Annotated in this window: 22 protein-coding genes; 11 read left to right on the top strand and 11 right to left on the bottom strand. The window is 66.7% G+C overall.

What is annotated here, in order from left to right; all coding sequences use genetic code 11:
• Window positions 1-444 precede the first annotated feature (444 nt).
• From AB8808_RS04805 to AB8808_RS04795, 3 genes are all read left to right on the top strand, one after another.
• Window positions 445-2,127: a ShlB/FhaC/HecB family hemolysin secretion/activation protein gene (locus tag AB8808_RS04805; RefSeq protein WP_369927200.1), complete on the top strand. Its 1,683-nt coding sequence runs from the start codon at window positions 445-447 to the stop codon at window positions 2,125-2,127.
• Between the two features lie 43 nt (window positions 2,128-2,170).
• Entirely contained in the window at window positions 2,171-4,636 is a 2,466-nt protein-coding gene (locus tag AB8808_RS04800; RefSeq protein WP_369927198.1) for a two-partner secretion domain-containing protein, read from the top strand.
• An 87-nt stretch (window positions 4,637-4,723) separates the two neighbouring features.
• Window positions 4,724-5,380: a L,D-transpeptidase gene (locus AB8808_RS04795; RefSeq protein WP_369927196.1), complete on the top strand. Its 657-nt coding sequence runs from the start codon at window positions 4,724-4,726 to the stop codon at window positions 5,378-5,380.
• 73 nt (window positions 5,381-5,453) lie between these two features.
• Here the strand turns inward: AB8808_RS04795 and AB8808_RS04790 are convergent, their stop codons facing one another.
• Entirely contained in the window at window positions 5,454-5,798 is a 345-nt protein-coding gene (locus tag AB8808_RS04790) for a hypothetical protein (protein WP_369927194.1), read from the bottom strand.
• A gap of 237 nt (window positions 5,799-6,035) precedes the next feature.
• On the opposite strand from AB8808_RS04790, the gene AB8808_RS04785 reads away from it, so the two are divergent.
• Window positions 6,036-6,707, top strand: coding sequence for a YoaK family protein (locus tag AB8808_RS04785; protein WP_369927193.1), 672 nt, complete (start codon window positions 6,036-6,038; stop codon window positions 6,705-6,707).
• 14 nt (window positions 6,708-6,721) lie between these two features.
• Here the strand turns inward: AB8808_RS04785 and AB8808_RS04780 are convergent, their stop codons facing one another.
• On the bottom strand, window positions 6,722-7,840 hold the full coding sequence (locus tag AB8808_RS04780) for an NADH:flavin oxidoreductase (protein WP_369927191.1): 1,119 nt from the start codon (window positions 7,838-7,840) through the stop codon (window positions 6,722-6,724).
• A gap of 87 nt (window positions 7,841-7,927) precedes the next feature.
• On the opposite strand from AB8808_RS04780, the gene AB8808_RS04775 reads away from it, so the two are divergent.
• Window positions 7,928-8,317, top strand: coding sequence for a winged helix-turn-helix transcriptional regulator (locus AB8808_RS04775; protein ID WP_369927189.1), 390 nt, complete (start codon window positions 7,928-7,930; stop codon window positions 8,315-8,317).
• Window positions 8,318-8,329: 12 nt separating this feature from the next.
• Here the strand turns inward: AB8808_RS04775 and AB8808_RS04770 are convergent, their stop codons facing one another.
• Window positions 8,330-8,812, bottom strand: coding sequence for a hypothetical protein (locus tag AB8808_RS04770; protein ID WP_369927187.1), 483 nt, complete (start codon window positions 8,810-8,812; stop codon window positions 8,330-8,332).
• A gap of 165 nt (window positions 8,813-8,977) precedes the next feature.
• Between AB8808_RS04770 and AB8808_RS04765 the strand changes: the two genes are divergently transcribed.
• On the top strand, window positions 8,978-9,811 hold the full coding sequence (locus tag AB8808_RS04765) for an endonuclease/exonuclease/phosphatase family protein (protein ID WP_369927185.1): 834 nt from the start codon (window positions 8,978-8,980) through the stop codon (window positions 9,809-9,811).
• A 25-nt stretch (window positions 9,812-9,836) separates the two neighbouring features.
• On the opposite strand, the gene AB8808_RS04760 is transcribed toward AB8808_RS04765, so the two are convergent.
• Both AB8808_RS04760 and AB8808_RS04755 read right to left on the bottom strand, forming a co-directional pair.
• Window positions 9,837-10,349, bottom strand: a complete 513-nt coding sequence (locus AB8808_RS04760; RefSeq protein ID WP_369927183.1) for a nuclear transport factor 2 family protein — start codon at window positions 10,347-10,349, stop codon at window positions 9,837-9,839.
• 85 nt (window positions 10,350-10,434) lie between these two features.
• A complete protein-coding gene (locus tag AB8808_RS04755; protein ID WP_369927181.1) occupies window positions 10,435-11,667 on the bottom strand; it encodes an acyltransferase family protein in 1,233 nt (410 codons plus the stop codon).
• A gap of 310 nt (window positions 11,668-11,977) precedes the next feature.
• On the opposite strand from AB8808_RS04755, the gene AB8808_RS04750 reads away from it, so the two are divergent.
• Window positions 11,978-12,400, top strand: a complete 423-nt coding sequence (locus tag AB8808_RS04750; protein WP_369927179.1) for a hypothetical protein — start codon at window positions 11,978-11,980, stop codon at window positions 12,398-12,400.
• 95 nt (window positions 12,401-12,495) lie between these two features.
• Complete coding sequence (gene parC, locus AB8808_RS04745; protein ID WP_369927177.1) at window positions 12,496-14,736, top strand: DNA topoisomerase IV subunit A; 2,241 nt, start codon at window positions 12,496-12,498, stop codon at window positions 14,734-14,736.
• 9 nt (window positions 14,737-14,745) lie between these two features.
• On the opposite strand, the gene AB8808_RS04740 is transcribed toward parC, so the two are convergent.
• On the bottom strand, window positions 14,746-15,234 hold the full coding sequence (locus AB8808_RS04740) for an NUDIX hydrolase (RefSeq protein WP_036137104.1): 489 nt from the start codon (window positions 15,232-15,234) through the stop codon (window positions 14,746-14,748).
• A 103-nt stretch (window positions 15,235-15,337) separates the two neighbouring features.
• On the opposite strand from AB8808_RS04740, the gene AB8808_RS04735 reads away from it, so the two are divergent.
• Entirely contained in the window at window positions 15,338-16,150 is an 813-nt protein-coding gene (locus tag AB8808_RS04735) for a phosphodiester glycosidase family protein (RefSeq protein WP_369927175.1), read from the top strand.
• Window positions 16,151-16,153: 3 nt separating this feature from the next.
• Here AB8808_RS04735 and dapE read toward each other — a convergent pair whose 3' ends face one another.
• The 5 genes from dapE to map all read right to left on the bottom strand — a co-directional run bounded on the left by dapE (window position 16,154) and on the right by map (window position 21,947).
• The gene (dapE, locus tag AB8808_RS04730; RefSeq protein WP_369927173.1) at window positions 16,154-17,287 is read right to left on the bottom strand and encodes a succinyl-diaminopimelate desuccinylase; all 1,134 of its coding nucleotides are present in this window, start codon (window positions 17,285-17,287) and stop codon (window positions 16,154-16,156) included.
• Window positions 17,284-17,640, bottom strand: coding sequence for a Spx/MgsR family RNA polymerase-binding regulatory protein (locus AB8808_RS04725; protein ID WP_369927171.1), 357 nt, complete (start codon window positions 17,638-17,640; stop codon window positions 17,284-17,286). Before AB8808_RS04725 ends, dapE begins: the two co-directional genes overlap by 4 nt.
• Window positions 17,641-17,643: 3 nt before the next feature.
• Window positions 17,644-18,471 carry a 2,3,4,5-tetrahydropyridine-2,6-dicarboxylate N-succinyltransferase gene (gene dapD / locus AB8808_RS04720; protein WP_369931330.1) on the bottom strand — a complete coding sequence of 276 codons (828 nt, stop codon included), beginning with the start codon at window positions 18,469-18,471 and terminating at the stop codon, window positions 17,644-17,646.
• The gene (glnD, locus tag AB8808_RS04715; protein WP_369931329.1) at window positions 18,458-21,028 is read right to left on the bottom strand and encodes a [protein-PII] uridylyltransferase; all 2,571 of its coding nucleotides are present in this window, start codon (window positions 21,026-21,028) and stop codon (window positions 18,458-18,460) included. Before glnD ends, dapD begins: the two co-directional genes overlap by 14 nt.
• A gap of 151 nt (window positions 21,029-21,179) precedes the next feature.
• Window positions 21,180-21,947, bottom strand: a complete 768-nt coding sequence (gene map, locus AB8808_RS04710) for a type I methionyl aminopeptidase (RefSeq protein WP_369927169.1) — start codon at window positions 21,945-21,947, stop codon at window positions 21,180-21,182.
• Window positions 21,948-22,271: 324 nt separating this feature from the next.
• Between map and rpsB the strand changes: the two genes are divergently transcribed.
• Together rpsB and tsf are read left to right on the top strand one after the other, a co-directional pair.
• Complete coding sequence (rpsB, locus tag AB8808_RS04705) at window positions 22,272-23,132, top strand: 30S ribosomal protein S2 (RefSeq protein ID WP_036137114.1); 861 nt, start codon at window positions 22,272-22,274, stop codon at window positions 23,130-23,132.
• 86 nt (window positions 23,133-23,218) lie between these two features.
• Window positions 23,219-24,097, top strand: a complete 879-nt coding sequence (tsf, locus tag AB8808_RS04700; protein ID WP_369927166.1) for a translation elongation factor Ts — start codon at window positions 23,219-23,221, stop codon at window positions 24,095-24,097.
• The last annotated feature ends 501 nt before the right edge of the window (window positions 24,098-24,598 follow it).

The following is a 24,598-nucleotide window of genomic DNA, read 5'->3' as shown; positions in this document are numbered from 1 at the left end:
CCGCCTCCTATCCTCGGCCGCGTTAAGCCCGTTCAGATAATCGCAGTGCAAGATATCGGCGCCGTTTCCGGGTAGCCGTGATTCCCGACGTTCTTGCACCCCGACCCACTATGTGGCGTCGGGCGAACCACCCAGCACGAAGGCCAGCATGTCGAGGCCGCTTCTTCGACAGCGAACGTAACGCATTCCCCAACTGGACATCGTTCCAGCCTCTCGCCTTCGAGCCGCAATCCGTTGCCTGTCCTGCCCTCTGACCTGTCCCAGGTCGGAGCAGTCGTCGGTGTCTGCGCCCTGGTGTGCGGATGGCACCGTCCTGCCTGGACCGGCACAGCACGCCCTCCTTCCCCCCCCCGACAGACCTCGATCCGTTGCAACGGCCGATCATCCCGCGGTGATCACGTCTCAATGACCTCGAACGATGCTTTCGCTACTTGAGAATCCGCGATGAAGACAAGCCTAAAACTGTTACCGCTCATGCTGTTCGCTGCGTGCCACGGCGCATGGGCCCAGCAAGCCCAGCCGATTCCTGGAGCGGGTAGCCAGCTTCGCCAGATCGCGGCCCCGCCCGTTCCACCGCGCGCCAGCCCCGATATGCGCATCGAGCCTACCTCCCGGCAGCCATCCGCTCCCGGCCTCGGCTCCATCACTGTGCTCGTACGCGAACTCCGGGTGGAAGGGGCATCGCTGTATCCCGCCGCCGATCTGGTCCGGATCTCCGGCTTCAAGCCCGGGACGAGGCTGAGCCTGGGCGATCTGGAAGCCATGGCGGCGCGCATCGCCGAGTACTATCACCAGCACGGGTATTTCGTCGCCCGAGCCTTCGTCCCGGCACAGAAAATTGTCGACGATGTCGTGACGATCAAGGTCAGCGAGGGCCGCTACGGCGACATCCAGTTGCACAACCAAACCAACGTGAACCATGGTTTGGTCAAAGGCTTGCTCAGCGGCCTGGACAGCGGCGATCCGATTACCGTCGATCCGCTGGAAACCCGTCTGCTCCTGCTTTCCGATCTGCCCGGCGTAAACGTCAGCTCCACGCTTGTTCCGAGCACGACGCCGGGCAACTCGGATCTGCTCGTCAACGTGACGCCCGGCCGGCGCGTCACCGGCGAGATCGACGCCGATAACGGGGGCAACCGCTACACAGGTGACATTCGGCTGGGTGGCACGGTCAACCTCAACGAGCCATTCGGCCTGGGGGACGTCGCCAGCCTGCGCCTGCTGACGTCGGGACACGGCCTTCGCTATGGCCGCGCGTCGTATCAACTGCAGGTCGACAGGGCCACTATCGGCGTCGCCTACAGCGATCTGCACTACGAGCTTGGGAAGCAATTCTCCAGCCTGCATGCGAACGGCACGGCCCAGGTCGCGACCTTGTATGGCTCGCTGCCGCTGATTCGTTCGCGTCGCAGCAATCTCTACGTGGGGGTCAATTACGACCACCGGACGTACGAGGACCGTATCGACCTGTTCTCGTCCGTCGCGAAACGACATGCCGACGTGCTCACGACAAGCCTCTACGGAGATCATCAGGACGATCTCTGGGGAGGCGGCTACAACGCCTTCACCCTCGCGCTCTCGTACGGGTCGCTGGACATCGAGACACCCCAGGCGCGGGCGGCGGACGCCATCGGCGCCCGCACAAACGGCGCCTATGGCAAAGCCTGGTTGAACGTGTCACGGCTTCAGCACGTGACCGACATCTTCTCGCTTTACGGCTCGGCCACCGCCCAGTGGGCATCGAAGAATCTCGACCCCTATGAACAGCTCATCCTGGGCGGCATGGACGGCATCCGCGCTTACCCCCAAGGCGAAGCGTATGGCGATGAAGGCTACGTGCTCTACCTGGAAGGACGCCTGTTGCTGACCGGCCTGTCCGCGCGGCTCCCCGGCCAGGTCCACCTGCTGGGATTCGTGGATAACGGCGGGATCACCGTCGCCCGGGATCCCTGGACGGAAGGGTCCAACCACAGGCACCTCAGCAGCATCGGCCTCGGCCTCGACTGGACCGAACAAGGCAATTTCGCGGTGAAGACCTACTACGCATGGAAGCTTGGTCATGGAGATGCGGTATCCGCGCCGGACGAATCAGGGCGCTTCTGGATTCAGGCAGTCAAGTATTTCTGACTCCGTTCCCTCCATGCACCACTACCACTTCGAGGAATCACCCATGCAAAGTTACAAGCGCCGCATACAGAACCCCATGAACGCGGTCATCCCTTGTCCATCGGCACAGCCGGTTGGCGCAACGCCGCTGCCTGACGACACGCGCGGCGAACTGCGAGGCCTGGCGATGCTGGCCCTGTCCGCCGCTCTGATGCTGGGAATGGTTTCCAACGCCAACGCCAACGGTCCACCGACCAACGGTGTGGTGGTTGCCGGCAAAGCAAACATCGGCCAGAACGGAGGCACCACGACCATCACGCAGTCGAGCGGGAACGTGTCGATCAACTGGCAGAGCTTTTCCATCCCGTCAGGCCAGACCGTCCGGTTTATCCAACCCGGCCGCCAATCGGTGGCGTTGAATCGGGTGGTGGGGACCGACCCGTCCGTCATCATGGGCAATCTCGTCGCGAATGGACGCGTGTTTCTCGTCAATCCCAATGGCATCCTGTTCGGCAGCAGTGCCTCGGTCAATGTGGGCGCGCTCGTCGCCTCCACCATGAGCATCTCGGACGCGGACTTCCTGGCGGGCAGGTACGCGTTCTCTGGCGCCGGTCCCGGCTCGGTGGTCAATCTCGGCACCATCCACGTCGCCGAGGGTGGCTACGTCGCCTTGATGGGACGGACCGTCAGCAATCAAGGCGTCATCTCGGCGCGCCTCGGCACGGTGGCCCTGGCCGCTGGCGAGGCCGCGACCCTCGATGTCGCGGGCGACGGGCTTCTGAACGTCTCGGTCTCGCAGGGCGCCGTAAACGCCCTGGTAGAGAACGGCGGATTGATTCGCGCCGATGGCGGCCACGTGCTGCTCACCGCGCAGGCCGCGAGCGGACTGCTCGACACCGTTGTGAACAACACGGGTGTCATCGAGGCACGGACGATCCAGGACCGTGGTGGCTCCATCCAGTTGATGGGCGACATGCAGTCGGGCAAGGTCACTGTCGATGGCACGCTCGACGCGAGCGCGCCGACCGGCGGCAACGGCGGGTTTATCGAGACCTCGGCCGCAGGTGTCAGTGTCCGTCCGTCAGCCCGCGTCACCACAGCCTCGGCCATGGGCGCTTCCGGCTCTTGGCTCATCGATCCGCACGATTTCACTATCGGCAGTGCACCGGGCAACGACATTTCCGGCTCCACGCTCGGCAGCCAGCTGGTGACGACCTCGGTCAACATCACCACCGCGGGTGCAGGCGCCGATGCGGGCGACATTTTCATCAACGACCCGGTGTCCTGGACCGCAAGTGGCGCCCCCACCACGCTCAGCCTTACCGCTGACCGCGATGTGCACATCAACGCACCCATTACGGCCGTCGACGGCAATTTTTCCGTCTGCTGCGGCCGGGATATCGACGTTCAAGGCGCCCTCAGTGCGACCCGGGGCAGCGTGCGGCTCGCCGCCGCTCGCGATCTCAACCAGAGCTCGGCCATCACGGTGACCGATGGCAACCTCATGATGTGCGCCGGGAACAATGTCAACGTGAGTGGCGCTATCTCCCTGACGCGAGGCACCGCCGACGCCGCACGCAGCCTGGGACTGCCCGAGGGACTGACGCTCAGCGCCGACACGGACGGCACCGGGCCGGGCATCGCCGGAGGCACCGTGGTGTTTGCAAGCGGCACGCCGGCGTCGGCCGTGACGAACGCACCCGTGAACATCTACTACAACCCGATCTCCTACACGGCACCGACGGACTATTCCAATAACTTCACCCTGGTCGGCAGTTCAGTGATCAACCAGCGGATGCTGGTCTTCGCGAGCGGTGGAGACAAGGTGGCCGACGGATCCGCAAGCACCACCCTGACAGGATTGAAGGGTGCACCGCAGGGCGTGACGTTGGTCGCCGGCGCGGGCAGCAGCGCCACGTATGATTCCGCCGATCCGGGCACGGACAAACCTATCAGCTACAGCGGCTATACCCTGGCTGGCGCCAACTCGGCCAACTACGCGCTTCCGCTGAATTGCTGCGGACCGGTGCTGGCACACACCACGGGAACCATCACTGCCGCGCCGCCCGTGACGACCACGCCGCCCGTCACAACGCCGCCCGTGACGACTACCCCGCCGGTCACGACCACTCCAGGGAATCCGACTTCGACAGAGCCCTCCACGCCCGGGACGCCGGGGACATCGACCCCACCCGTGACGACCACGCCGGGGAGTTCCACGCCACCTGCATCGGGCACGACCCCGCCGGGCGAAGGCTCAGGCACGGGAGGAAACACCGGCCCCGGATCGACGCCGCCTGATACGGTCGTGGTAAACCTCCCGCCGCCCGTAGCGCCCGGCTTTGGGATCGTGACACCGCCGTTCGGCGAGGGATTCCTGCCGCCGCCGGGGGGGCCGTGGGTAGACCTCACGCCGCCGTCCGAACCCTCCATGACGCTGGTTGAAGCTCCCCCACCGGTGGTGCCGCCGCCGGCGACGCATGCTCCGTATGCGCCGCCGTTGCTTCCGCCCAAGCCGTACCGTAACTGAGTGGCGCCCAGCCCCCAGTTACTACCCAGGCGGGCCGCGGTTTACTCCGCGGCCAGGCCGTTTGCGCACATCCTGGGCCGTGCCGGCGTGGTCATCTTGCTGGCACTTTCGTGGGGCGTGGACGCGGCGGAAGTAAACCCGCCGGCCGCGCGCGACGGAGCCGCAGAGACCGGCATGGCGTCGGCATCGTCCGAAGTCAGGTACGTAGCAAAGTGGGCGATCGAGACCCAGGACAACGGCGACATGCCGTACATCGTCGTCGACAAGGTGAACGCAAAGGTCTTCGTATTCGACGCACACGGCAACCTGCAGGGCAGTACGCTTGCGCTGCTGGGCATGGCGAAAGGCGATCGCATGCCCCCGGGCATCGGTAACCAGACAGTGTTGGCGATCGCCCCGGCAGACCGCATTACGCCTGCGGGACGCTTTGTCGCCTCCCCGGGACGCACCTTGCATGGCGGGGACATCCTGTGGATCGACTACGCCACCGCTCTTGCCCTGCATCCGGTCGTCGCGGGCACGAAACTCGAACATCGCGCCCAGCGCCTGGCAAGCGCAACCAGCGACGACCATCGCATTTCCTACGGCTGCATCAATGTGCCAGCGGCGTTTTATGGCAGTGTCGTCAAACCCGCCTTTGCCAACAGGAACAGCATCGTCTATATCCTTCCGGAGCAAAGCAGCGCACGCGACATGTTCGTGACGCGTGTGGGGGATGCGGCGGGAATGAAGCCGGATAAATAAGGCAGACGTTTTTCGTTATCGTCTTCGTAGAGCTGCCCCCGTGGCTGGCAGCCGGCACTACCCTTACTTCCGCTCAGCCCGAAACTGGCTGCTTTCGAACACGCTTCCGCACAGGGGGTTCGAGGCTGTCGAAACCGTCTTCAACGATGCGCTTGGCAACGTTGCGACGCTTCTCGTGGGTGGCCCCGGCTTTGCTGTCCTTCTTGAAACTTCCCTGCTTCGCCTGCGTCGATGTCAGGGTGTTGTCCTTCGCCGGGTCGTATAAGCCGATCGGCGCGAACGATGGCAGCGGCGTCGTGAATTTACCTGACAGCGGCACCATGACAAACCCGTTCGTCGCGCTGCTCGTCGGCGACGGCGTGGCGAGGTGACCAAAGGCTTTTGGCTTGCCCTTGTTCTTTGGCGGCGCACCTTGCATGCCCTACCCCCCCTCAGGACCGAGGCGTCCGAGCATAGCCAATGCGGTGACGCAGTAAAGTGCCTTTTGATCGCGCTACGAAAGGCCTCGCCAGACCGCTTTCGAAGTATCGACACATGGGAGTCCTACGCAGCCTGGCGTGCAACCAGGGTCGTGCCGCTTTCCGATTTCGCTTACGTCTCCCTCGGCCGAGGCGGCCCATGGCAAACTGCGGCGACGCACACGGTGTCCGAGTACATGATTCCCGCTTTCCCCCGATGGATCTGGTTATGGGCCATCAGCCTTCCCTTCGTGGCGGGCGCGGTCAACGCTTCAGCGCTTCTCGCGCTCCAGCACGGCGGTGTCACGCACCTCACCGGTGTCAGCACCGAGGCAGCCCTGGGCATGGCCAGTGCGGACGCCGCCCTGCTGGGCCACGCCGGGCTGGTCATCGGCCTCTTCACCGCCGGGTGCGCGATCAGCGCATGGTGTATTCGGGCGGAGCGATGGCGGGCCAGCCAGGCGGCAGCACTCATGCTCCTCTTCGAGGCCGTGCTCCTGGGCGCCGCGGCCTGGTCCATCGAGGTGTATCCCGCGCGTGCGGCGTGGCTGTGCGCGCTAGCCATCGGCCTGCAAAACGGCACCACATCGTTCGTCACCGGCGCGGTGCTGCGCACGTCGCACCTCACGGGCATGTTCACCGACCTGGGCATCACGCTCGGCCAATGGCTGCGCGGCGCAGCACCGGATGTCCGACGCGCCCAGGTCAGTGTGCTGGTCATCACCTGCTTCATCGCAGGCGCGACGGCCGGGGCCGTCCTCCATGCAGGCCATCCACGGGCAGGCCTGCTTTTGCCGGCGGCCCTGGCCATCGTCAATGCGGCGATGACGATGTACTGGTGCCGCCGGTCGAGCCGGCCCTACGCGTAGCCAGCCCGCAAACCTCAGACCAGCTCGGCCAACGACGCCGGATCGAACGACTTCATCTTCTCGGTCTCTCCCGCACGCACCTTCGACACCCAGTCCGGATCGGCAATCAACGCACGACCCACGGCGATCAGGTCGAACTCTTCCCGATCCAGCCGCTCGGCAAGACGCTCCACGCCCACCGGCGACGACGTCTCGCCGCCGAACGAAGCCAGGAACTCACCGGAAAGCCCAACCGACCCGACCGAGATCGTCGCGGCGCCGGTGACCTTCTTCGCCCAGCCGGCGAAGTTGAGGCCGTTCTCTCCGTCGATCTCCGGAAACTCCGGGTCCCAGAACCGCCGCTGCGAGCAATGCAGTACATCCACGCCCGCATCGACCAGCGGCGAAAGCCAGGCCTCCAGCTCGGCCAGTGTCGGCGCCAGGCGGGCCTTGTAGTCCTGCTGCTTCCACTGGCTGACACGCAGGATCAGCGGCATGTCCGGACCGATAGCGGCGCGGACGGCGGCCACCACTTCCCCGGCGAAGCGCGAACGCTCGGCCAGGGTCGCGCCGCCGTAGCGATCGATGCGCTCGTTGGAGCCTTGCCAGAAGAACTGGTCGATGAGGTAGCCGTGTGCACCGTGCAGTTCGACCACATCGAATCCCAGGGCCTTCGCGCTCGCCGCCGCGCTGGCGAACGCCGCCACGGTGTCGGCGATGTCTTCCTCGGTCATGGCAACGCCGTTCGCGTCGCCCGGGCTGTTCAGGCCGGACGGGCTTTCCTTCGGCGTGGGCGGATTCCAGCCGGAGCGGCCGTGGGTGGCACCGGTGTGCCAGATCTGCGGACCCATGCGACCGCCGGCCGCGTGCACCTCATCGATCACACCGCGCCAGCCGGCCAGTGCCGCCTCACCGAAAAACGAAGGGATGTCGCGCTCGTTACGCGACGCGGGGCGGTCGATCACCGTGCCTTCCGAGAGGATCAGGCCGACATCACCGGCGGCGCGACGGCGGTAATAGGCGGCGTTCGCCTCGCCGGGCACGCCCTCCGGAGCGAACGTGCGCGTCATGGGCGCCATGACGATGCGGTTTTTAAGGGTCAAGCCCTTGATGGTGAAGGGACGAAACAGCGGATCGACGGCGGCCTGGGACATGAGATTTTTCGCATTGGAGGGTGCGCCGCATGGTATACGCGATATACTTGGCGTCAATAAGGCACTTGCAGGCGCTCAGGTATATCCATGGAAACCACCCTATCGCCGACCTGCAGTCCGGAGCGGTTTTCCGCCGGCTGTCCAAGCCGCCTGCTGTTCGAGCAGGTGACCGACAAGTGGTCGATGATGGTGCTCACCGTGCTGCACAGCGGCCCGCTACGCTTCAATGCGATCAAGCGCCAGCTGGAAGGCGTGACGCAGAAGGCCCTCACCCAGTGCCTGCGCCGCCTCGAGCGCAACGGCCTGCTGACGCGAACGATCCTGCCGGCCGCGCCGATCGGCGTGGAGTACGCCCTGACCGAGCTGGGCCGCTCGTTGCATCGGCCGTTCAAGGCGCTTTACGCGTGGATGCACCAGAACCTCGACGAGGTGGACGCTGCGCGTCAGCGCTACGACGCCAGATCGGGCGACACCTGAGCGAGCGGTGGATCAGGTCGTGACGTCCCGCCCTTGTTCCGCGATGCAACGCTGCAGGCTCTGCTCCAGCGCGCGACTCTCGTCGATGTGCGCCTCGGGCACGGTGTCTTTCGCCAGCACGCGCCGGACATAACCCACGCGTGTTTCCATCGACGCGCGCAAGGCCTCGCGTGCATCGTTGCCGCAGGGCGTACGCGGCTTCCAGGCGGCAAGCGCTTCGATACGCGGCGGTAGTGCCGCCAACCGCTCCGGCTGGACCGCGGCAGGCGCATCGCGCAGTTGCCCCACACGCGATGCCCAGTCGCTGGCGAAGGCGCGTAGATCGCGTACATCCGCGTCCTGGGCGACGGTATCCGCCTTGCGCACGCGATGCGACTCGGTGATGGCGAGGAAGGTGGTGGTGGCCGAGGCGATGAACGCCACCAGGATGACGATGATCGCCGTCCGCCGACCGTTCGAGCCGGAGGGTGTTGCGTTGCGGTCGGCTTCGGTCATGGTGGGATCCCGGATTCCGTCGAATGGCGGACGGTCATTCTGCACCATCGGCCGTCGTGCGGTGGGCGGCGCGATGTCGCGGCGCTGCAGAAAGGCGGCTTCATGCCGTTACGGCGTTACGTCGCTATAGTCGGGCGATCCCTCCCCAGAAGGACGCCGACCCGCATGCTTCGCTTTCGCCACCTCGCCCTGATCGCCGGCCTGGCCGCCGCCTTCGTCACGCCCGCCATGGCGGACGACCTGAAAGTCATGACGTTCAACGTACGCACGATGACCGGCAACGACGGACTGAACGACTGGCCGCACCGACGCGACCTGTTCGCCGACACCATCCGCCGACTGCATCCGGACATCGTCGGCACGCAGGAGCTGTACAAGGCGCAGGGCGACGACACCGTGGCGCGGCTGCCGGGATACACCTGGTTCGGTCGCGACCGTTTCGGTGAGCACCGCGACGAGCACATGGGCATCTTCTACCGGAAGGATCGCCTGAAGGTGATCGAATCGGGCGACTTCTGGCTATCCGACACGCCGGACAAGGTGGCCAGCATCACCTGGGGCAACGTCTTTCCGCGCATGGTCAACTGGGCGCTGTTCGAGCGGCTGTCGGACCACAAGCGGTTCTACGTGCTGGACACGCATTTTCCGTACCGCGACCAGGACGAGGATGCCCGCTCACGCAGTGCGCACCAGATCGCCGCATGGATCGCGAAGCTTCCCGCCCATGTACCGGTGATCGTCACGGGCGACTTCAACACGGGACCGGAGAGCGAGACGCACAAGGCGCTCACGGCCACGTTCAAGGACGCGTGGATCGCCGCGCCGACGCACACCGGCCCGGCGGAGACCTTCCACGACTTCACCGGCAAGGCGACCAAACGGATCGACTGGATTCTCTACCGGGGCGTCGAAGCGACATCCGCGCAGACGGTCACCACGTCGAAGAACGGGCGATACCCCTCCGATCACTTCCCCGTGCAGGCAGACTTCGCGCTCTGATCCGGCACCCGCCGCGTCCGTGCGCTCAGGCCTGCGGCCGGGGCGCCATGGGTGCGGCAGGCGGCGTCGGTGCCGAGGGCTGCTGGGGCGCCGACGGGCTGCGCGGCGGAACACCGGTGTACTGCGCCGACGCCAGGCGCCAGCCATCCGCCCCCTTTACCACCGACGCGCCCAGCGTGAGGCGATGCTCCGCATCCTTCACCGTGAACACGACGGACGCCGTGACGAAAGCGGTATCGCCGTTCACGCGGGACACCACGTCGCGCAAGGCGACGGGCGGCGCCGTGGTCTTTTTCTCGGGCGCATAGAACCCCAGCACGGCATCGTGCTCGTCCACCTCGCCGCGTGGCGATACCTCGACGAAGTGCGGTAGCAGCACCGCCCGCAAGGCGGCCACGTCGAACGCGTGCTCAGCGGCGACGTAACGGGAAACGGCGGATTCGGGCGTGGCCGACGAATCACTCGCCACCGCGGCCGTGGCGGCGCCGGCGCAAGCGAGCAAGGAAGCGGACAGCAGGACGAGACGACGACGCGACATGGTGGGCCCCTGGTTTCCTGGATGGAGACCCGATCATCGCGGTAGCACCGGGGCGCCGCATGGCCCGTTCGTCACGCGTCTCGCGTCAGCCCGCCTTCTCCAGCGGGCGACGACGGTGGTAGCGCACGCGGCGACGGAAGCCGTCCGCGCTACGCAATGCCACGGTGCGCACCGGTGAGCGCGGAGCGGGAAACACCCACGCCGCCAGCCGGATGCCCCAACGGTCGAAGGTTCGGTCGAACACCATCGCCGCGGCGATGACCACCGCGAAGGTCACCGGCACCGTGATCAGTGCGGCCAGCACCGGATCGAGCGCGAAGCGCCCCGCCATCTGGATGAAGCACCAGGCGGAGACGCTGAGCAGGATCGGCAGGTGGACGAGGTAGAACGCGTACGAGATACGCCCCATGAACTGGGCGGGACGACTCTGCAGGAGGCGATCCAGGCAGCCGCACCGCACGATGTAAAGCAGCAGCACGCCGCCCAGCACATTGAAGAAGGCCTTGCGCTCGTTGTCGGCCAGCGGAAGCACGCGGGTCCAGTCGTACCAGGGCGACGCGTCGAAGCCGCCACAGATCACCACGCCGATCGCCGCCAGCGCCAGCCACGTACGTGACCGCGTCAGCCTGGCCTCACCGATATGGCTTCCGGCCAGGAACGCCGTGTAATACGGCCAGTCGTGCGGGAAGAACCACGCCAGCAGCGCCACCGCGAAGACGAAGTTAAGCGGCGCGGCACGCCCCGGCAGCGTGAGCGACCGGTAGGCGAAGACGAACATCGAGCCCAGCAATTCGATCTTCATCGTCCAAAGCGTGGGATTGAAGCGCGACCAGCCGCCGAGGATCGTGCCGTAGGTACCGTCGCGCAGGGCCTCCATCAGGTCGGCCGGCTTCTTCCAGAAGTCCGCCAGCCAGTGCGAGCCCGAAAGCGCCCCCGCTTCCACAGCGTGACTCCAGCCCATGGCCATGACGAGCCAGGCAAACATCACCGAGCCGAAGATGGGTACGCCCAGGCGCAGGTAGCGGCGTGACGCGCGCAGGCGGAACACCGCGGCGTCGCCGTTCTCGATGAACGACTTGGTCAGTACGTACCCACTCAGCACGAAGAAGATGCAGACGGCGAACTGGCCGTTCCACAGCACCGACAGCGGCGGGAAGGCGATCACGTGGTCGACCACGCCGTGCATGGCGGCGGGCGTGGTGGTGTCCGGATAGATCCAGGCGAAGCCGCCCGGCAGGAAGGCCAGGAAAAGATGGCACAGCAGCACGTTGACCGCGGCGAGGCCACGCAGGCCGTCGGCTGAGAGGTCTTTGGTCATCGTCCTTCCGGAGAAAAACGGTCATGGAACCAAGACCGACTTGGCCCTCCGGTGAACGCAGGTTCTTTCGTTCCGCTCCGCTTTGGCTACGTGATGTGGATGTGAAAGCGGTGCAGCCGGTGTGGCTGCCGACACACGGCGGGTGCTTTTCCACACGCCCGATCAGGGTCGATCCATCCTCCCCCCCGCGCGTAAACACGGCGCGACGCACCTGCGCGAGCCATAGGGCTGTTGGCACGAAACGTGATTCGGCCTTGCCCCGATCAGGCAGCCGCCATCTTCCTCGGCGGCTCTTACAAAGGAGCAAGGCATGAGTTCGATCGGAGGATCGGGGCCGCCGAAGGCGCCGAAGACCATAGACAGCCGTGCGGTATTCGCCGGGAATAAGACGCTGGACGGTCGGCAGGTGTTCCTCCCTATTGGGACAGTGGATGGGACGATGACGCCGCGCCCTTACCCTCATGTCACCCTCGAAAGCTCCGGCCACGGGCATATGAGCGATATGACGGTCCACGCCAAGCAGGAGCACGGCAGTCAGGTGGTACGTATGACGCAGACCTATACCGCGATCGGCTCGGGGAATGTCCCAAAGCCGAACAAAGCTCGATATTTCAGCGACATAGGCGTCCCCCTTCGATATAGTGGAGGCGCCTTCAAAACGATGGATAAGGAGGAGCCTGTTTCGCCGCGGACCCTAACCAACAAGACAAACCGCTTCGACACCACCTTCTAGACCTGAACGCATCCGGTCTTCGCTCCTGAGACGGCTTTCTGGCACCATCCTCCGGCTACGACGCGCGGACGCGCGCCTGCCGGACAGCCAAACCCATGAACCTGCAAGCCAATTACGAACAGATCCCGCTCAAGGACTACGCAGAGCGGGCCTATCTCGACTATTCCATGTACGTGGTGCTGGACCGCGCCCTGCCCTTCGTGGGCGACGGGCTGAAGCCGGTCCAGCGCCGCATCGTGTACGCCATGAGCGAGCTGGCGCTGGGCGCCACGGCCAAGCCGAAGAAGTCCGCCCGCACCATCGGTGACGTCATCGGCAAGTTCCACCCCCACGGCGACTCGGCCTGCTACGAGGCCATGGTGCTGATGGCCCAGCCCTTCTCCTACCGCTATCCGCTGGTGGACGGCCACGGCAACTTCGGTTCGCCCGACGACCCGAAGAGCTTCGCGGCCATGCGCTACACGGAGTCGCGCCTCACCCCCATCGCCGAGGTCATGCTGTCCGAGCTGGGCCACGGCACCGTGGACTGGGTGCCGAACTTCGACGGCACGATGAACGAGCCCTCGTGGCTGCCTGCCCGCGTGCCGCACGTGCTGCTCAACGGCTCCATGGGCATCGCCGTGGGCATGGCGACCGATATCCCGCCGCACAACCTGCGCGAGGTGGCCAGCGCCTGCATCCGCCTGCTGGACGACCCGGACGCCACCATCGCGGACCTGTGCGAACACGTGCAGGGTCCGGACTACCCCACGGATGCCGAGATCATCACGCCGCGCCGCGAGCTGGCGGCGATGTACCAGAACGGCATCGGCTCGGTCCGCGCGCGCGCCGTCTACGTCCGCGACGACGGCAACATCGTCATCACCGCCCTGCCCCACCAGGTCTCGCCGTCCAAGATCCTCGAACAGATCGCCGCGCAGATGCGCGCGAAGAAGCTGCCGATGATCGAGGACCTGCGCGACGAGTCCGACCACGAGAACCCGATCCGCCTGGTGCTGGTGCCGCGCTCCAGCCGCGTGGACGCGGACGAGATGATGCAGCACCTGTTCGCCACGACGGACCTGGAAAAGAGCTTCCGCGTCAACATGAACATGATCGGCCTGGACGGGCGGCCGCAGGTGAAGGATCTGAAAATGATCCTGAGCGAGTGGCTGCGCTTTCGTACCGACACGGTCACGCGACGGCTCAACCACCGACTGGGCCGGGTCGAGCGCCGCCTGCACATGCTCGAGGCTTTGCGCATCGCCTACCTCAACATCGACGAGGTGATCCGCATCGTCCGCACGGAGGAAGAACCCAAGCCCGTGCTGATGGCGCGCTTCCGCCTGGACGACGAGCAGGCCGACTACATCCTCGAAACCAAGCTGCGCCAGCTGGCCCGCCTGGAAGAGTTCAAGATCAACGAGGAACGCGACAAGCTGGAAGAAGAGCGCGCCCGCATCAATGTGCTGCTGAAGTCGCCGGCCAAGCTGAAAAGCCTGATCAAGGAAGAACTGCGCAGCGACGCCGAGAAATTCGGCGACGAGCGCCGCTCCCCGCTGATCGAGCGCAGCGTGGCGCAGGCCCTGGACGAAAGCGCGCTGGTCGCCTCCGAGCCGGTCACCGTGGTGCTCTCGCAGAAGGGCTGGGTACGCGCCGGCAAGGGTCACGAGATCGACGGCGAGGCCCTGTCCTACCGCGACGGCGACAGCCTGCTGGCGATCTCCCGCGCGCGCACCACGCAACAGGTGGCCTTCATCGACTCGACCGGCCGGGCCTATGCCACGGCGGCGCACACGCTGCCCTCGGCCCGCGGCAACGGCGAGCCGCTCACCGGGCGGTTCAGCCCCCCGGCCGGCGCCCGCTTCGACGCCGTGGTGGCGGCGGACAACGACACCCGCATCGTGCTGGCCACGGATTTCGGCTATGGGTTCGTCACCCGCTTCGAGGCGCTGACCGGCCGGCAGAAGGCCGGCAAGCAGATCATCAGCCTGAGCGACGGCGCGCGCGTGCTCACGCCGACGATCACCGCCGATCCGTCGCGCGACCGCATCGTCGTGGTCACCGGCGAAGGCCACCTGCTGATGTTCTCGGTGGCCGAGCTGCCGGAACTGGACAAGGGCAAGGGCAACAAGCTGATCGAGATCCCCAAGGCCAAGCTGGCCTCGGGTGAGGAACGCGTGGTGGGCATCGCCGTGGTCGCCGAGGGCAAGGGCGAGGTCACCCTCTACGCGGGGCAGCGCAAACTCACGCTGAAATGGGCCGACCTGGTCGAGTACGGCGGCAGCCGTGCCACGCGCGGTGGCGTGCTGCCGCGTGGCCTGCGTCGCGTGGAGCGGATCGAGACCACCGGCTGACCGGCCGGACTAGATCCGCGTCACGCTCCACGACACCAGCCGCCCCTGCTCGTAAGGCATCACGCCATGGAACGGGCGGGGGTCGGCGTCGAACACCATCGGCAGGAAGTGCCGGTCGCCTTCCCACATGGGCACGGTGTCCAGCGCGTCCAGCGCCACCCACTCCAGTGCGCCCTCGGGATTGGACTCCAGGCACGTGCCGGTGTACCGGTCGATGACGAAGATGAAGCCCAGCCAGTCTTCGCCGTTCTTGCCGAAGCCCGGCCAGTTGAGGGTGCCGCGCAGGCGCATGTCCACGCACTCGATGCCCGCTTCCTCGCGGATCTCGCGGCGCATGCAGGCGGCGATGTCCTCGCCCGGCTCCATCTTGCCGCCCAGGCCGTTGTACTTGCCCAGGTGCTGGTCGTCCTGGCGGGCATTGCGGTGGATCAGGAGCACGCGGCGACCGTCCGGCGACAACACGTAACCGAGCGTGGCGACGATGGGCGTATAGGGCATGACGATGACGACACCGTGGAAAAGCCCGGGAGTTTACCCTTCCCCGCGCGAAGACGGCGATTCACCCCTTGCGTCGCCCCGGCGACCCGGCGACCATCCACCCATGCGCCGCCCGCCCCTTCCCCGTTTCGATCGCACGTTCCTGCTCCGCGCCCTCGCCGCCACCCTGGTCGCCGCTTCGGCCCTGGGCTGTGCGCCCGCCGCGGATGCCGTGGACGGACAGGACATCGTCTTCGACAGCCAGTCGTATTTCGCCGTCACGGTGGATACCCGGCAGGAGGACATCGAGCTGCGCTGGCGCAATCCGGAGACGGGTCAGCCCTTCGGCGGCATCGAGGCCCTGAAGACCTGGACGGCGGCCAAGGGTCGGTCGCTGGCTTTCGCCACCAACGCAGGTATCTACGATCGCGAGTTCAAGCCGCTGGGCCTGTTCGTCGAGGACGGCAAGACGGTCGTGCCGCTGAACCTCGTCCACGGCAACCCGCGCTCGGGTAATTTCTCGCTGCTGCCCAACGGCGTGTTCGCCGTGTACGACGACGGCAGCGTGGCCGTCACCTCCACGGAGGCATTCCGCGACGCGGGGCGCAAGCCGCGCTTCGCCACCCAGTCCGGGCCGATGCTGGTGATCGACGGCGAGGTGAATCCGCAGTTCGACAACGGCTCGGACAGCATGAAGTGGCGCAGTGGCGTATGCGCGAAATCCGCGCACGAGGCCGTGTTCGTGGTCAGCCGCGCGCCGGTCAACTTCCACAGCTTCGCCCGCCTGTTCCGCGACCAGCTGGGCTGCCGCGATGCGCTGTTCCTGGACGGCACCATCTCGCAGGCGTACACGCCGGACGACGGCTACGCCGGCGCGCCGGCGTTCATGACCAAGCCCTATGCGGGCATCGTGGCGGTGTTTCCGAAAAAACGCTGAGCGCTACGCGAGCATCCGTGCGCAGATGGCCTCGTAGAGGTCGGGCAGGCGCTCCAGGTCGGCGATGGACACGCACTCGTCCACCTTGTGGATGGTCGCGTTCACCGGCCCCAGCTCGATCACCTCGGCGCCCATCGGCGCGATGAAGCGGCCGTCGCTGGTGCCGCCGCCGGTGCTCTGCTCCGGATCGATACCGCACAGGTCGCGGCATACCCCGACCACCACCTCGCGCAGGCGGCCTCCCGGCGTGGCCAGGAACGGGTGGCCGGACAGGTGCCAGTCGATGGCGAAATCCACGTCGTGCGCGCGCAGGATCGCTTCCGCGCGCTCACGCAGGCCGTCTGCCGTGCTGGCGGTGGCGAACCGGAAATTGAACAGCGCCACCAGTTCGCCGGGGATCACGTTGTTGGCACCCGTGCCCGCGTTGAGGTTGGATACCTGGAACGACGTGGGCGGGAAATCCGCATTGCCTTCGTCCCAGCGCTCCGCCGCCAGCGCAGCCAGCGCGGGCGCGAACGCATGGATCGGATTTTTCGCTTTTTCCGGATAGGCCACATGGCCCTGCACGCCGCGCACGGTCAGCGTGCCGGAGAGCGAGCCACGCCGACCGACGCGGATCAGGTCGCCCAGCCGTTCCTTCGCCGACGGCTCACCGACGACGCAGGCGTCGATGCGCTGGCTCACCGCCGCGAAGTAATCCACCACCTCGCGGACGCCGTGCAGCGCCACGCCTTCCTCGTCGCTGGTCAGCAGCAGGCCCAGCGTGCCGGCATGCTCCGGATGCGCGGCGACATAGCGCTCCAGCGCCACGACCATGGCCGCGACCGAGCCCTTCATGTCCGCCGCCCCGCGGCCGTAGAGCACACCGTCGCGCTCGGTGGGCTCGAACGGCGGCGATACCCAGGCCGCTTCCGGCCCACTGGGCACCACGTCGGTGTGCCCGAGAAATGCCAGTACCGGGCCGTCCTGGCCGTGGGTGGCCCAAAGGTTGTCGACGTCGCCGAAGCGCAGGTGCTGGATGCGGAAGCCGACGGCGGCAAGGCGGCCGGCAATCAGTGGAAGGCAGCCGGCGTCGTCGGGCGTGACCGAACGGCGGCGGATCAGGTCGCGGGTGAGGTCGAGGACGACAGAGGTCATGGCGTGCCGAAACGCTTCTTGAAGGCGTTGTCGCTGAAGCCCACCGTGACCGTGTCACCGTCGACCACCACCGGACGCTTGATGAGTGCCGGATACTCTTTCAGCAGCAGCGTCCATTCCGGATCGCTGCGCGGATCCTTGCGCTGCGGCAGCAGCGTGCGCCAGGTGGTCGACGCCTTGTTGACCAGTTTCTCCCAGCCGCCCAGGTGCTCCGACCAGGCCTTCAGCGTGGCGGGGGCCACCGGCTGCGCACGGTAATCGACGAACGTGTGCGGCACGTCGAACCGGGTCAGCCAGTTGCGGGCCTTCTTGCAGGTGTCGCACTGCGGCAGGCCGTAAACGGTGATCGCCATGGCTCAGTCTCCGCTGCGCAGCAGTTCGTTGATGCCGGTCTTGGAGCGCGTCTTCTCGTCCACCTGCTTGACGATGATGGCCGCATACAGGCTGTGGCTGCCGTCCTTCGCCGGCAGGCTGCCGGACACCACGACGCTGCCCGCCGGCACGCGACCGTAGGAAATCTCGCCCGTGGCGCGGTTGTAGATGCGGGTGGACTGGCCGAGGAACACGCCCATGCCGATCACCGAACCCTTCTCGACCACCACGCCCTCGACCACCTCGGAACGCGCGCCGATGAAGCAGTTGTCCTCGATGATGGTCGGATTGGCCTGCAGCGGTTCCAGCACGCCACCGATGCCCACGCCGCCGGAGAGGTGCACACCCGCGCCGATCTGGGCGCACGAGCCCACCGTGGCCCAGGTGTCGACCATGCTGCCCGCGCCCACGAAGGCACCGATGTTGGTGTAGCTGGGCATCAGCACCACGTCTTTTGCGATGTGCGCGCCACGCCGCACCAGCGCACCCGGCACCACGCGCGCGCCCAACTGCGCGTACTCCGTGGCGTCGCCGTCGGTGAAGCGCAACGGCACCTTGTCGAACGCGCTGGACGGACCACCGTCCACCACCGTGTTGCCGTTGATGCGGAAGTACAGCAGCACGGCCTTCTTCAGCCACTGGTTGACCTTCCAGCCACCGTTGCCGTCCGGCTCCGCCACGCGGCGCTCGCCGGATTCCAGCAGACCCAGCACCTGCTCGACGGCTTCGCGCACGTGGCTTTCGATCTCGCTCTGGGTCAGGTCGGCGCGACGCTCGAAGGCATCGTCGATCAGGGATTCAAGCGTTTGCATCTGCATGTACGACAGTCCTGGGGGTTTCGAAACCGATATGGCGAAGCAGGCAAGCGCGCAGGATCTCCCGGCGCTCGGCGGAGAGGGAGGCGTTGCCGCGATCGGTCAGCTGGAAGAAATCCTCGACGCGCTCACCGAACGTCGCGATACGCGCATCATGCACGCGCACTTCGGCTTCGGCCAGCGCCTGGGCCACGGCGGCCAGCAGGCCGGGGCGATCGGTGCACACCAGCGCCAGCTGCGTGCGATCGCCCGCGTCGACGAACTCGATGCGCGGCGTCATCTGGAAATGCCGCAGGTGGCGCGAGAGGCTGCGCTTGGGCGGCCCCTGGCCGGCGGGTTGTTCCAGCGCGCGGCGCAGGCGCAGGCGCAGTTCTTCCGCGCGCTGCAGCGAGGCCGGCGCCTGCGAATCCGACTCCAGCAGCAGGAAGGTATCCAGCGCCATGCCGGTGCTGGACACGAGCACGCGTGCCTCGACCACGGAGAAGCGCAGGCGGTCGAGTACGGCGGTGACCGTGGCGAACAGGCCGTCGCGATCGCTGGCGTAGATGAACAGCTCGGTGCTGCCGCGTACGGAAAACGGATGGACTTCCACCAGCGGCGTGGCGCCGCGGGAGCGCAGGATGGCGGCCGTCTGCCAGGCGATCTGTTCGGGGCGATGGCGAAGGAAGCTGCCGTCGGGGAATTCCGCCCAGACCTGGGCCACTTCGTCCGCGGCCACATGCTCGCCGACGAGGATGCCCAGCGCGCGCTCGCGGCACTCGCGCACGCGCATGCCCGCGTGCGACGGCGGGGTGAGATCGCTGCGCAGCGCGAAGCGCGTGGCCGTATAGAGGTCCGCCAGCAGGCGATCCTTCCAGGCGTTCCATAGCTTCGGGCTGGTGCCGATGATGTCGGCGATGGTCAGCAGGTACAAGTGATCCAGGTGTTCCCAGTCGCCCACCGTGGCGGCGAAGCGGTGCACCACGTCGGGATCGGTGATGTCCTGGCGCTGGGCGGTGGTGCTCATCAGCAGATGATGGCGGACCAGCCAGGCGACCAGGTCGACATCGTCGGCGCCCAGGCCCAGCCGCCCGCAGAACGCGCGCGCGTCTTCCTCGCCCAGCACCGAATGGTCGCCGCCCCGGCCCTTGGCGATGTCGTGGAACAACGCGGCCAGCAGCATCAGCTCGGGCTTGTCGATGTGCGGCCAGATTTCGCAGCCGATGGGGAAGTCGCGCCGGGCGGCGGGGTCGGCGAAACGTGCCACGTTGCGCAGCACCCGCAGCGTGTGCTCGTCCACCGTATAGACGTGGAAGAGGTCGTATTGCATGCGCCCGACCACCTTGCCGAAGGCCGGCAGCACGGCGGCCAGCAGGCCGTGGCGGTTCATCCGCCACAAGGCCTCCACCGCCGGGGCACCACGGCGCAGCAGGGTGAGGAAGGCCCGCAGCACCTCGGGGTCGTCGGCCAGCGACTCGCCGTGCGACGACGCCGCATGCTGGATGCGCCGCATGGTGTCCGCGGTGAAGCCTGCGATGCCTGGCTCGTCCAGCCGCGCGATGAAGATCTCCACGAGCGCCGCCGGGCGGTGCACGAACAGGTCCGGATCGCGCACGGCGATGCGCGCGCCGTAGCGCACGTAGTCGCGCCCTACGTCCTCGGGCCGGGTCTGCGGATCCAGCATCTCCTCGAAGCGCTCCACCAGCTGTGTGCCGGAGCGCTCGATCTGGGTGGCCGCGCGGTAGTAGCCCTGCATGAACTGCTCGACGCCGAGGTTTTTGGCGTGTTCGTCCTCGAAGCCGAGCCGGGTGGCCAGCGCGCGCTGGTAGTCGAACAGCAGGCGCTCTTCGGCCCGCCCCGCCTCCAGGTGCAGCGCATAGCGGTAGCGACGCAGGGTTTCTTCCGCGTCGGTCAGCCGTGTGGCCTCCACCGGCTCGAGCAGGCCTTCGGCCACCATGGCGTCGAAATCGGGAGCGTCCGCGAGGCGACGCCCCAGCCAGCGCAGCGCGTCCAGGGTACGCAGGCCGCCGGGGCCGTCCTTGAGGTTGGGTTCGAGGTTCTGCGCCGTATCGTCGTAGCGGGCATGACGCGCGTCGCGCTCGGCCAGGCGTGCCGCCAGGTAGGCCCGCGGGGGCCAGAGGGCGGGGTCGTCGAGTATCCCGCGCAACTCCTGGGCGAGGATGGGCCAGCCGGCCAGGCGCTTGGCGTCGAGCAGGCTGGTGAAGACGCTCGCCTCCGTGGCGGCCAGCTCGCGGCATTGCGCCACGGTGCGTACCGCGTGACCCGGCTTGAGGCCGATATCCCACAGGCAGCCGAAGAAGTTCTCCAGCGCGCGATACAGTGCCGGCGAGCTTTCGCCTACCAGGGCCAGCAGATCGACATCCGACGCGGGAAACAGCATGCCGCGCCCGAACCCGCCCACGGCGAACAGGGCGGAGGCGGCGATGTCGCCCAGGCAGGCACCCCAGGCGTGCACCACCACGCGCTCGACGATCTCGGCGCGGCGACGGGCCAGTGCCGAAGCGTCCTCGCCCTCGTTGAAGGCGACGGTGAGGGCGCGATCCACATCGCCCATCAACTGGCGGAGCGCACGACGCGCTTCGGGCGACACGCCCGAGCGGGGCACCACGGCGGGCAGGCGCGGAAGCGGCGGAAGCGTCACGGCGAAGCCCTCGATGGCTGTGGCAGGAAACGGACGGCGGCCGGGCGGCCGCGTCGATGGAACGTCAGGCGGCGTCCGGCCAGGGCGTGAGGATCTCGAAACCGTCGTCGGTCACGGCCACCGTGTGCTCCCACTGGGCGGACAGCGAGTGATCCTTGGTGACCACCGTCCAGCCATCGGGCAGCGACTTGGTCTGCGGCTTGCCGGCGTTGATCATGGGCTCGATGGTGAAGGTCATGCCGGACTTGAGTTCCAGGCCCGTGCCGTTGCGGCCGTAGTGCAGCACCTGCGGCTCGTCGTGGTAGACCTTGCCGATGCCGTGGCCGCAGTACTCGCGCACCACCGAGAAACCGGCGGCCTCCGCGTGCTTCTGGATGGCCGCGCCGACATCGCCCAGCGTGGCGCCCGGCCTGACCGCCTCGATACCCTTCATCATGGCCTCGAAGGTGGTATCGACCAGGCGGCGCGCGAGGACGCTGGGCGTGCCCACGAAATACATGCGGCTGGTGTCGCCGTGCCAGCCGTCCTTGATGACCGTGACATCGATATTCACGATGTCGCCGTCCTTGAGGACCTTGGTCTCCGTGGGAATGCCGTGGCAGATCACGTGGTTGACCGAGGTGCACACGGTCTTGGGAAAGCCCCGGTAACCCACGTTGGCGGGCACGGCCTTCTGCACGTTCACGATATGGTCGTGGGCCAGGCGGTCCAGGTGCTCGGTGGTGACGCCGGGCTTGACGTGCGGCACCAGCATGGCAAGCACCTCGGCGGCCAGGCGGCCGGCCTCGCGCATCAGCTGGATCTCTTCGGGGGTCTTGGGTATGACGGGCATGGCGGCTCTCTCTTGGTTCTTTGCCCTGCAGGGGAACGGGCCTGCCTGCGGAAATGGCGGCGCCCCCACCGGAATTCCACCCGATCTTGCGGCAGGGCGGCCCCGGAGGCTACAATTAGCGAGTTTTGCTGTCCGGCGAAGCCACGCGAACGTGGCCACGGCGGCGATACGAACCGCGATTGTAACCGGTCGCACCCAACGCCACACACGCATCGGCACCGCCTTCGGGGTGCCTGGTTCGAAAGAACCGGGTCGAAGCCGGGGATGCGTGGAGGTCCCAACCCCCTCAGAACCGCTCGATGCGGTTCGCCCAGGAGTCATTCCATGGCACAAGTCACCATGCGCGAAATGCTGGAAGCCGGCGTTCACTTCGGCCACCAGACCCGTTACTGGAACCCCAAGATGGCGCCGTACATCTTCGGTGCCCGCGGCAAGATCCACATCATCAACCTCGAGAAGACGCTCCCGCTCTTCACCGACGCGATGAACTTCCTCTCGGGCCTGGCCCAGAAGGGCGGCACCATCCTCTTCGTCGGCACCAAGCGCTCCGCCCGTGAGTCGCTCGCCGAAGAAGCCGCGCGCGCCGGCCAGCCGTTCGTCACCGCCCGCTGGCTCGGTGGCATGCTGACCAACTTCCGCACGGTCAAGCAGTCGGTCGCCCGCCTGAAGGAACTGGAAGCCGCCGAAACCGACGGTTCGTTCGAGAAGCTGGTCAAGCACGAAGTGCTGGCCCGTCGCCGTGAGCGCGACAAGCTGCAGAACTCGCTGGGCGGCATCAAGGACATGAACCGCCTGCCGGACGCCCTGTTCATCGTCGACATCGGTCACGAAGACATCGCCGTCCAGGAAGCCCGCAAGCTCGGCATCCCGGTGGTCGCCGTCGTCGATACCAACTACGACCCGGCCCTCGTCGACTACGCCATCCCGGGTAACGACGACGCCATCCGCGCCATCCAGCTCTACGCCCGCGCCGCCGCCGATTCCATCCTGGAAGGCAAGGCCGCCTCGCCGAACGCCGCTCGTGGCGATGCCAACGAGTTCGTGGAAATGGACGAGGAAGGCAACCCGGTCGCGAAGGACAGCGCCCCGCGTGGCGACCGTCGTGGCGCACCGGACAAGAAGGGTGCCCCGCGTCGCGAAGGTGGCCGTGACGGCGGCCGTGACGGTGGTCGTGGTCGCGCGTAAGCGCCCCACCCCGTTACCGCTCCATCGTCCCATCCGGCGCCGCTGCACACCCGCCGCGGCGCCCATCAAAACTTTGAGGAACTACCATGGCTGAGATTTCCGCCAAGCTCGTCAATGAACTGCGTCAGCGTTCCGGCGTCGGCATGATGGAGTGCAAGAAGGCGCTCGTCGAAAACAATGGCGACATCGAAGTGGCGATGGAATGGCTGCGCAAGAACGGCATGGCCAAGGCTGACAAGAAGGCCGACCGCGTTGCCGCCGAGGGCCTGATCGCCGTCGCGCAGAAGCCCGGCGTCGCCACCCTGGTCGAAGTCAACAGCGAAACCGACTTCTCCTCGCGCAACGAGCAGTTCATCCAGTTCACCAAGGACGTCGCCAACGTCGCCCTCGAGTCCGGCATCGACGACATCGCCGCTCTCAAGGCCGCCAAGCTCGGCGACACCACGGTCGAGGAAGGCGCCAAGACGCTCACCCTCACCATCGGCGAGAAGTTCGACGTGCGCCGCATGGCCAAGGTCGAGACCCAGGACATCATCGGCGCCTATTCGCACAGCGGCCGCATCGGTGTGCTGGTGGCGCTCAAGGGCGGCTCGGAAGAGCTGGCCAAGGGCATCGCCATGCACGTGGCCGCGATGAACCCCAAGTTCGTCAAGGTCGAAGACGTCCCGGCCGATTTCCTTGCGAAGGAAAAGGAAATCGAGCTCTCCAAGATGACCGACAAGGACAAGGCCAAGCCGGCCGACATCCTCGACAAGATCGTCTCGGGCAAGGTCAACAAGATCCTCGCCGAAGTGACCCTCGTCGGCCAGCCGTACGTGCTGGACGGTGACGTCACGGTCGCCGAAGCCCTCAAGAAGGCCGGTGCCGAGATCATCTCGGTGCAGCGCCTGGCCGTCGGCGAAGGCATCGAGAAGGTCGTCGACGACTTCGCCGCCGAAGTCATGAAGCAGGCGGGTCTGGCGTAAGCCAACTGCCCTGGCGACATCCGAAAGAGCCGCGAGCAATCGCGGCTTTTTTTTGTTTGGGCAACTGGCTGGGCGGGCTCGCCTTCGGCATCGCGTTGGGCCTTGGGCCTGGAGCAAGATCCGGCGGGTGCCACCCTCGTGGCCACGCCTGCGGCGACCCGTTGAGGAAAGGCCGCTGGCGCGGCCGTGTATCTGGTTCGCGCACATCGTGCGCTCCTACGCGCGGCCGTCTATTTATTGCCCTACGGGCCGGGTCGGGCTTCGAACGGGGGTTTTCGACTCGACATCCCTGTCTCGCGAAAACGGCCGGCCGTCCTGGCCGGCCCCCTTCGGGCCTTGTCCGTTCGAAGCCCTCGCCTGCGGCTACCGGCCACGAGGGTGGCACCCGCCGGCCCTTTCCAGCGCCGAGGTTGCGTGTGGGGAGAGCGAAGAGCCTGGTTTCGCTTCGTTGCTGGGAACGCTCGCTTGCCTGTTGCTCATGGCCTCGGTCGCCTTAGATAC

Origin of the sequence: Xanthomonas sp. NCPPB 2632, assembly GCF_041228075.2 — a bacterium.
Lineage (GTDB): Bacteria > Pseudomonadota > Gammaproteobacteria > Xanthomonadales > Rhodanobacteraceae > Luteibacter.
This window is presented reverse-complemented; position numbering and strand designations above follow the sequence as displayed.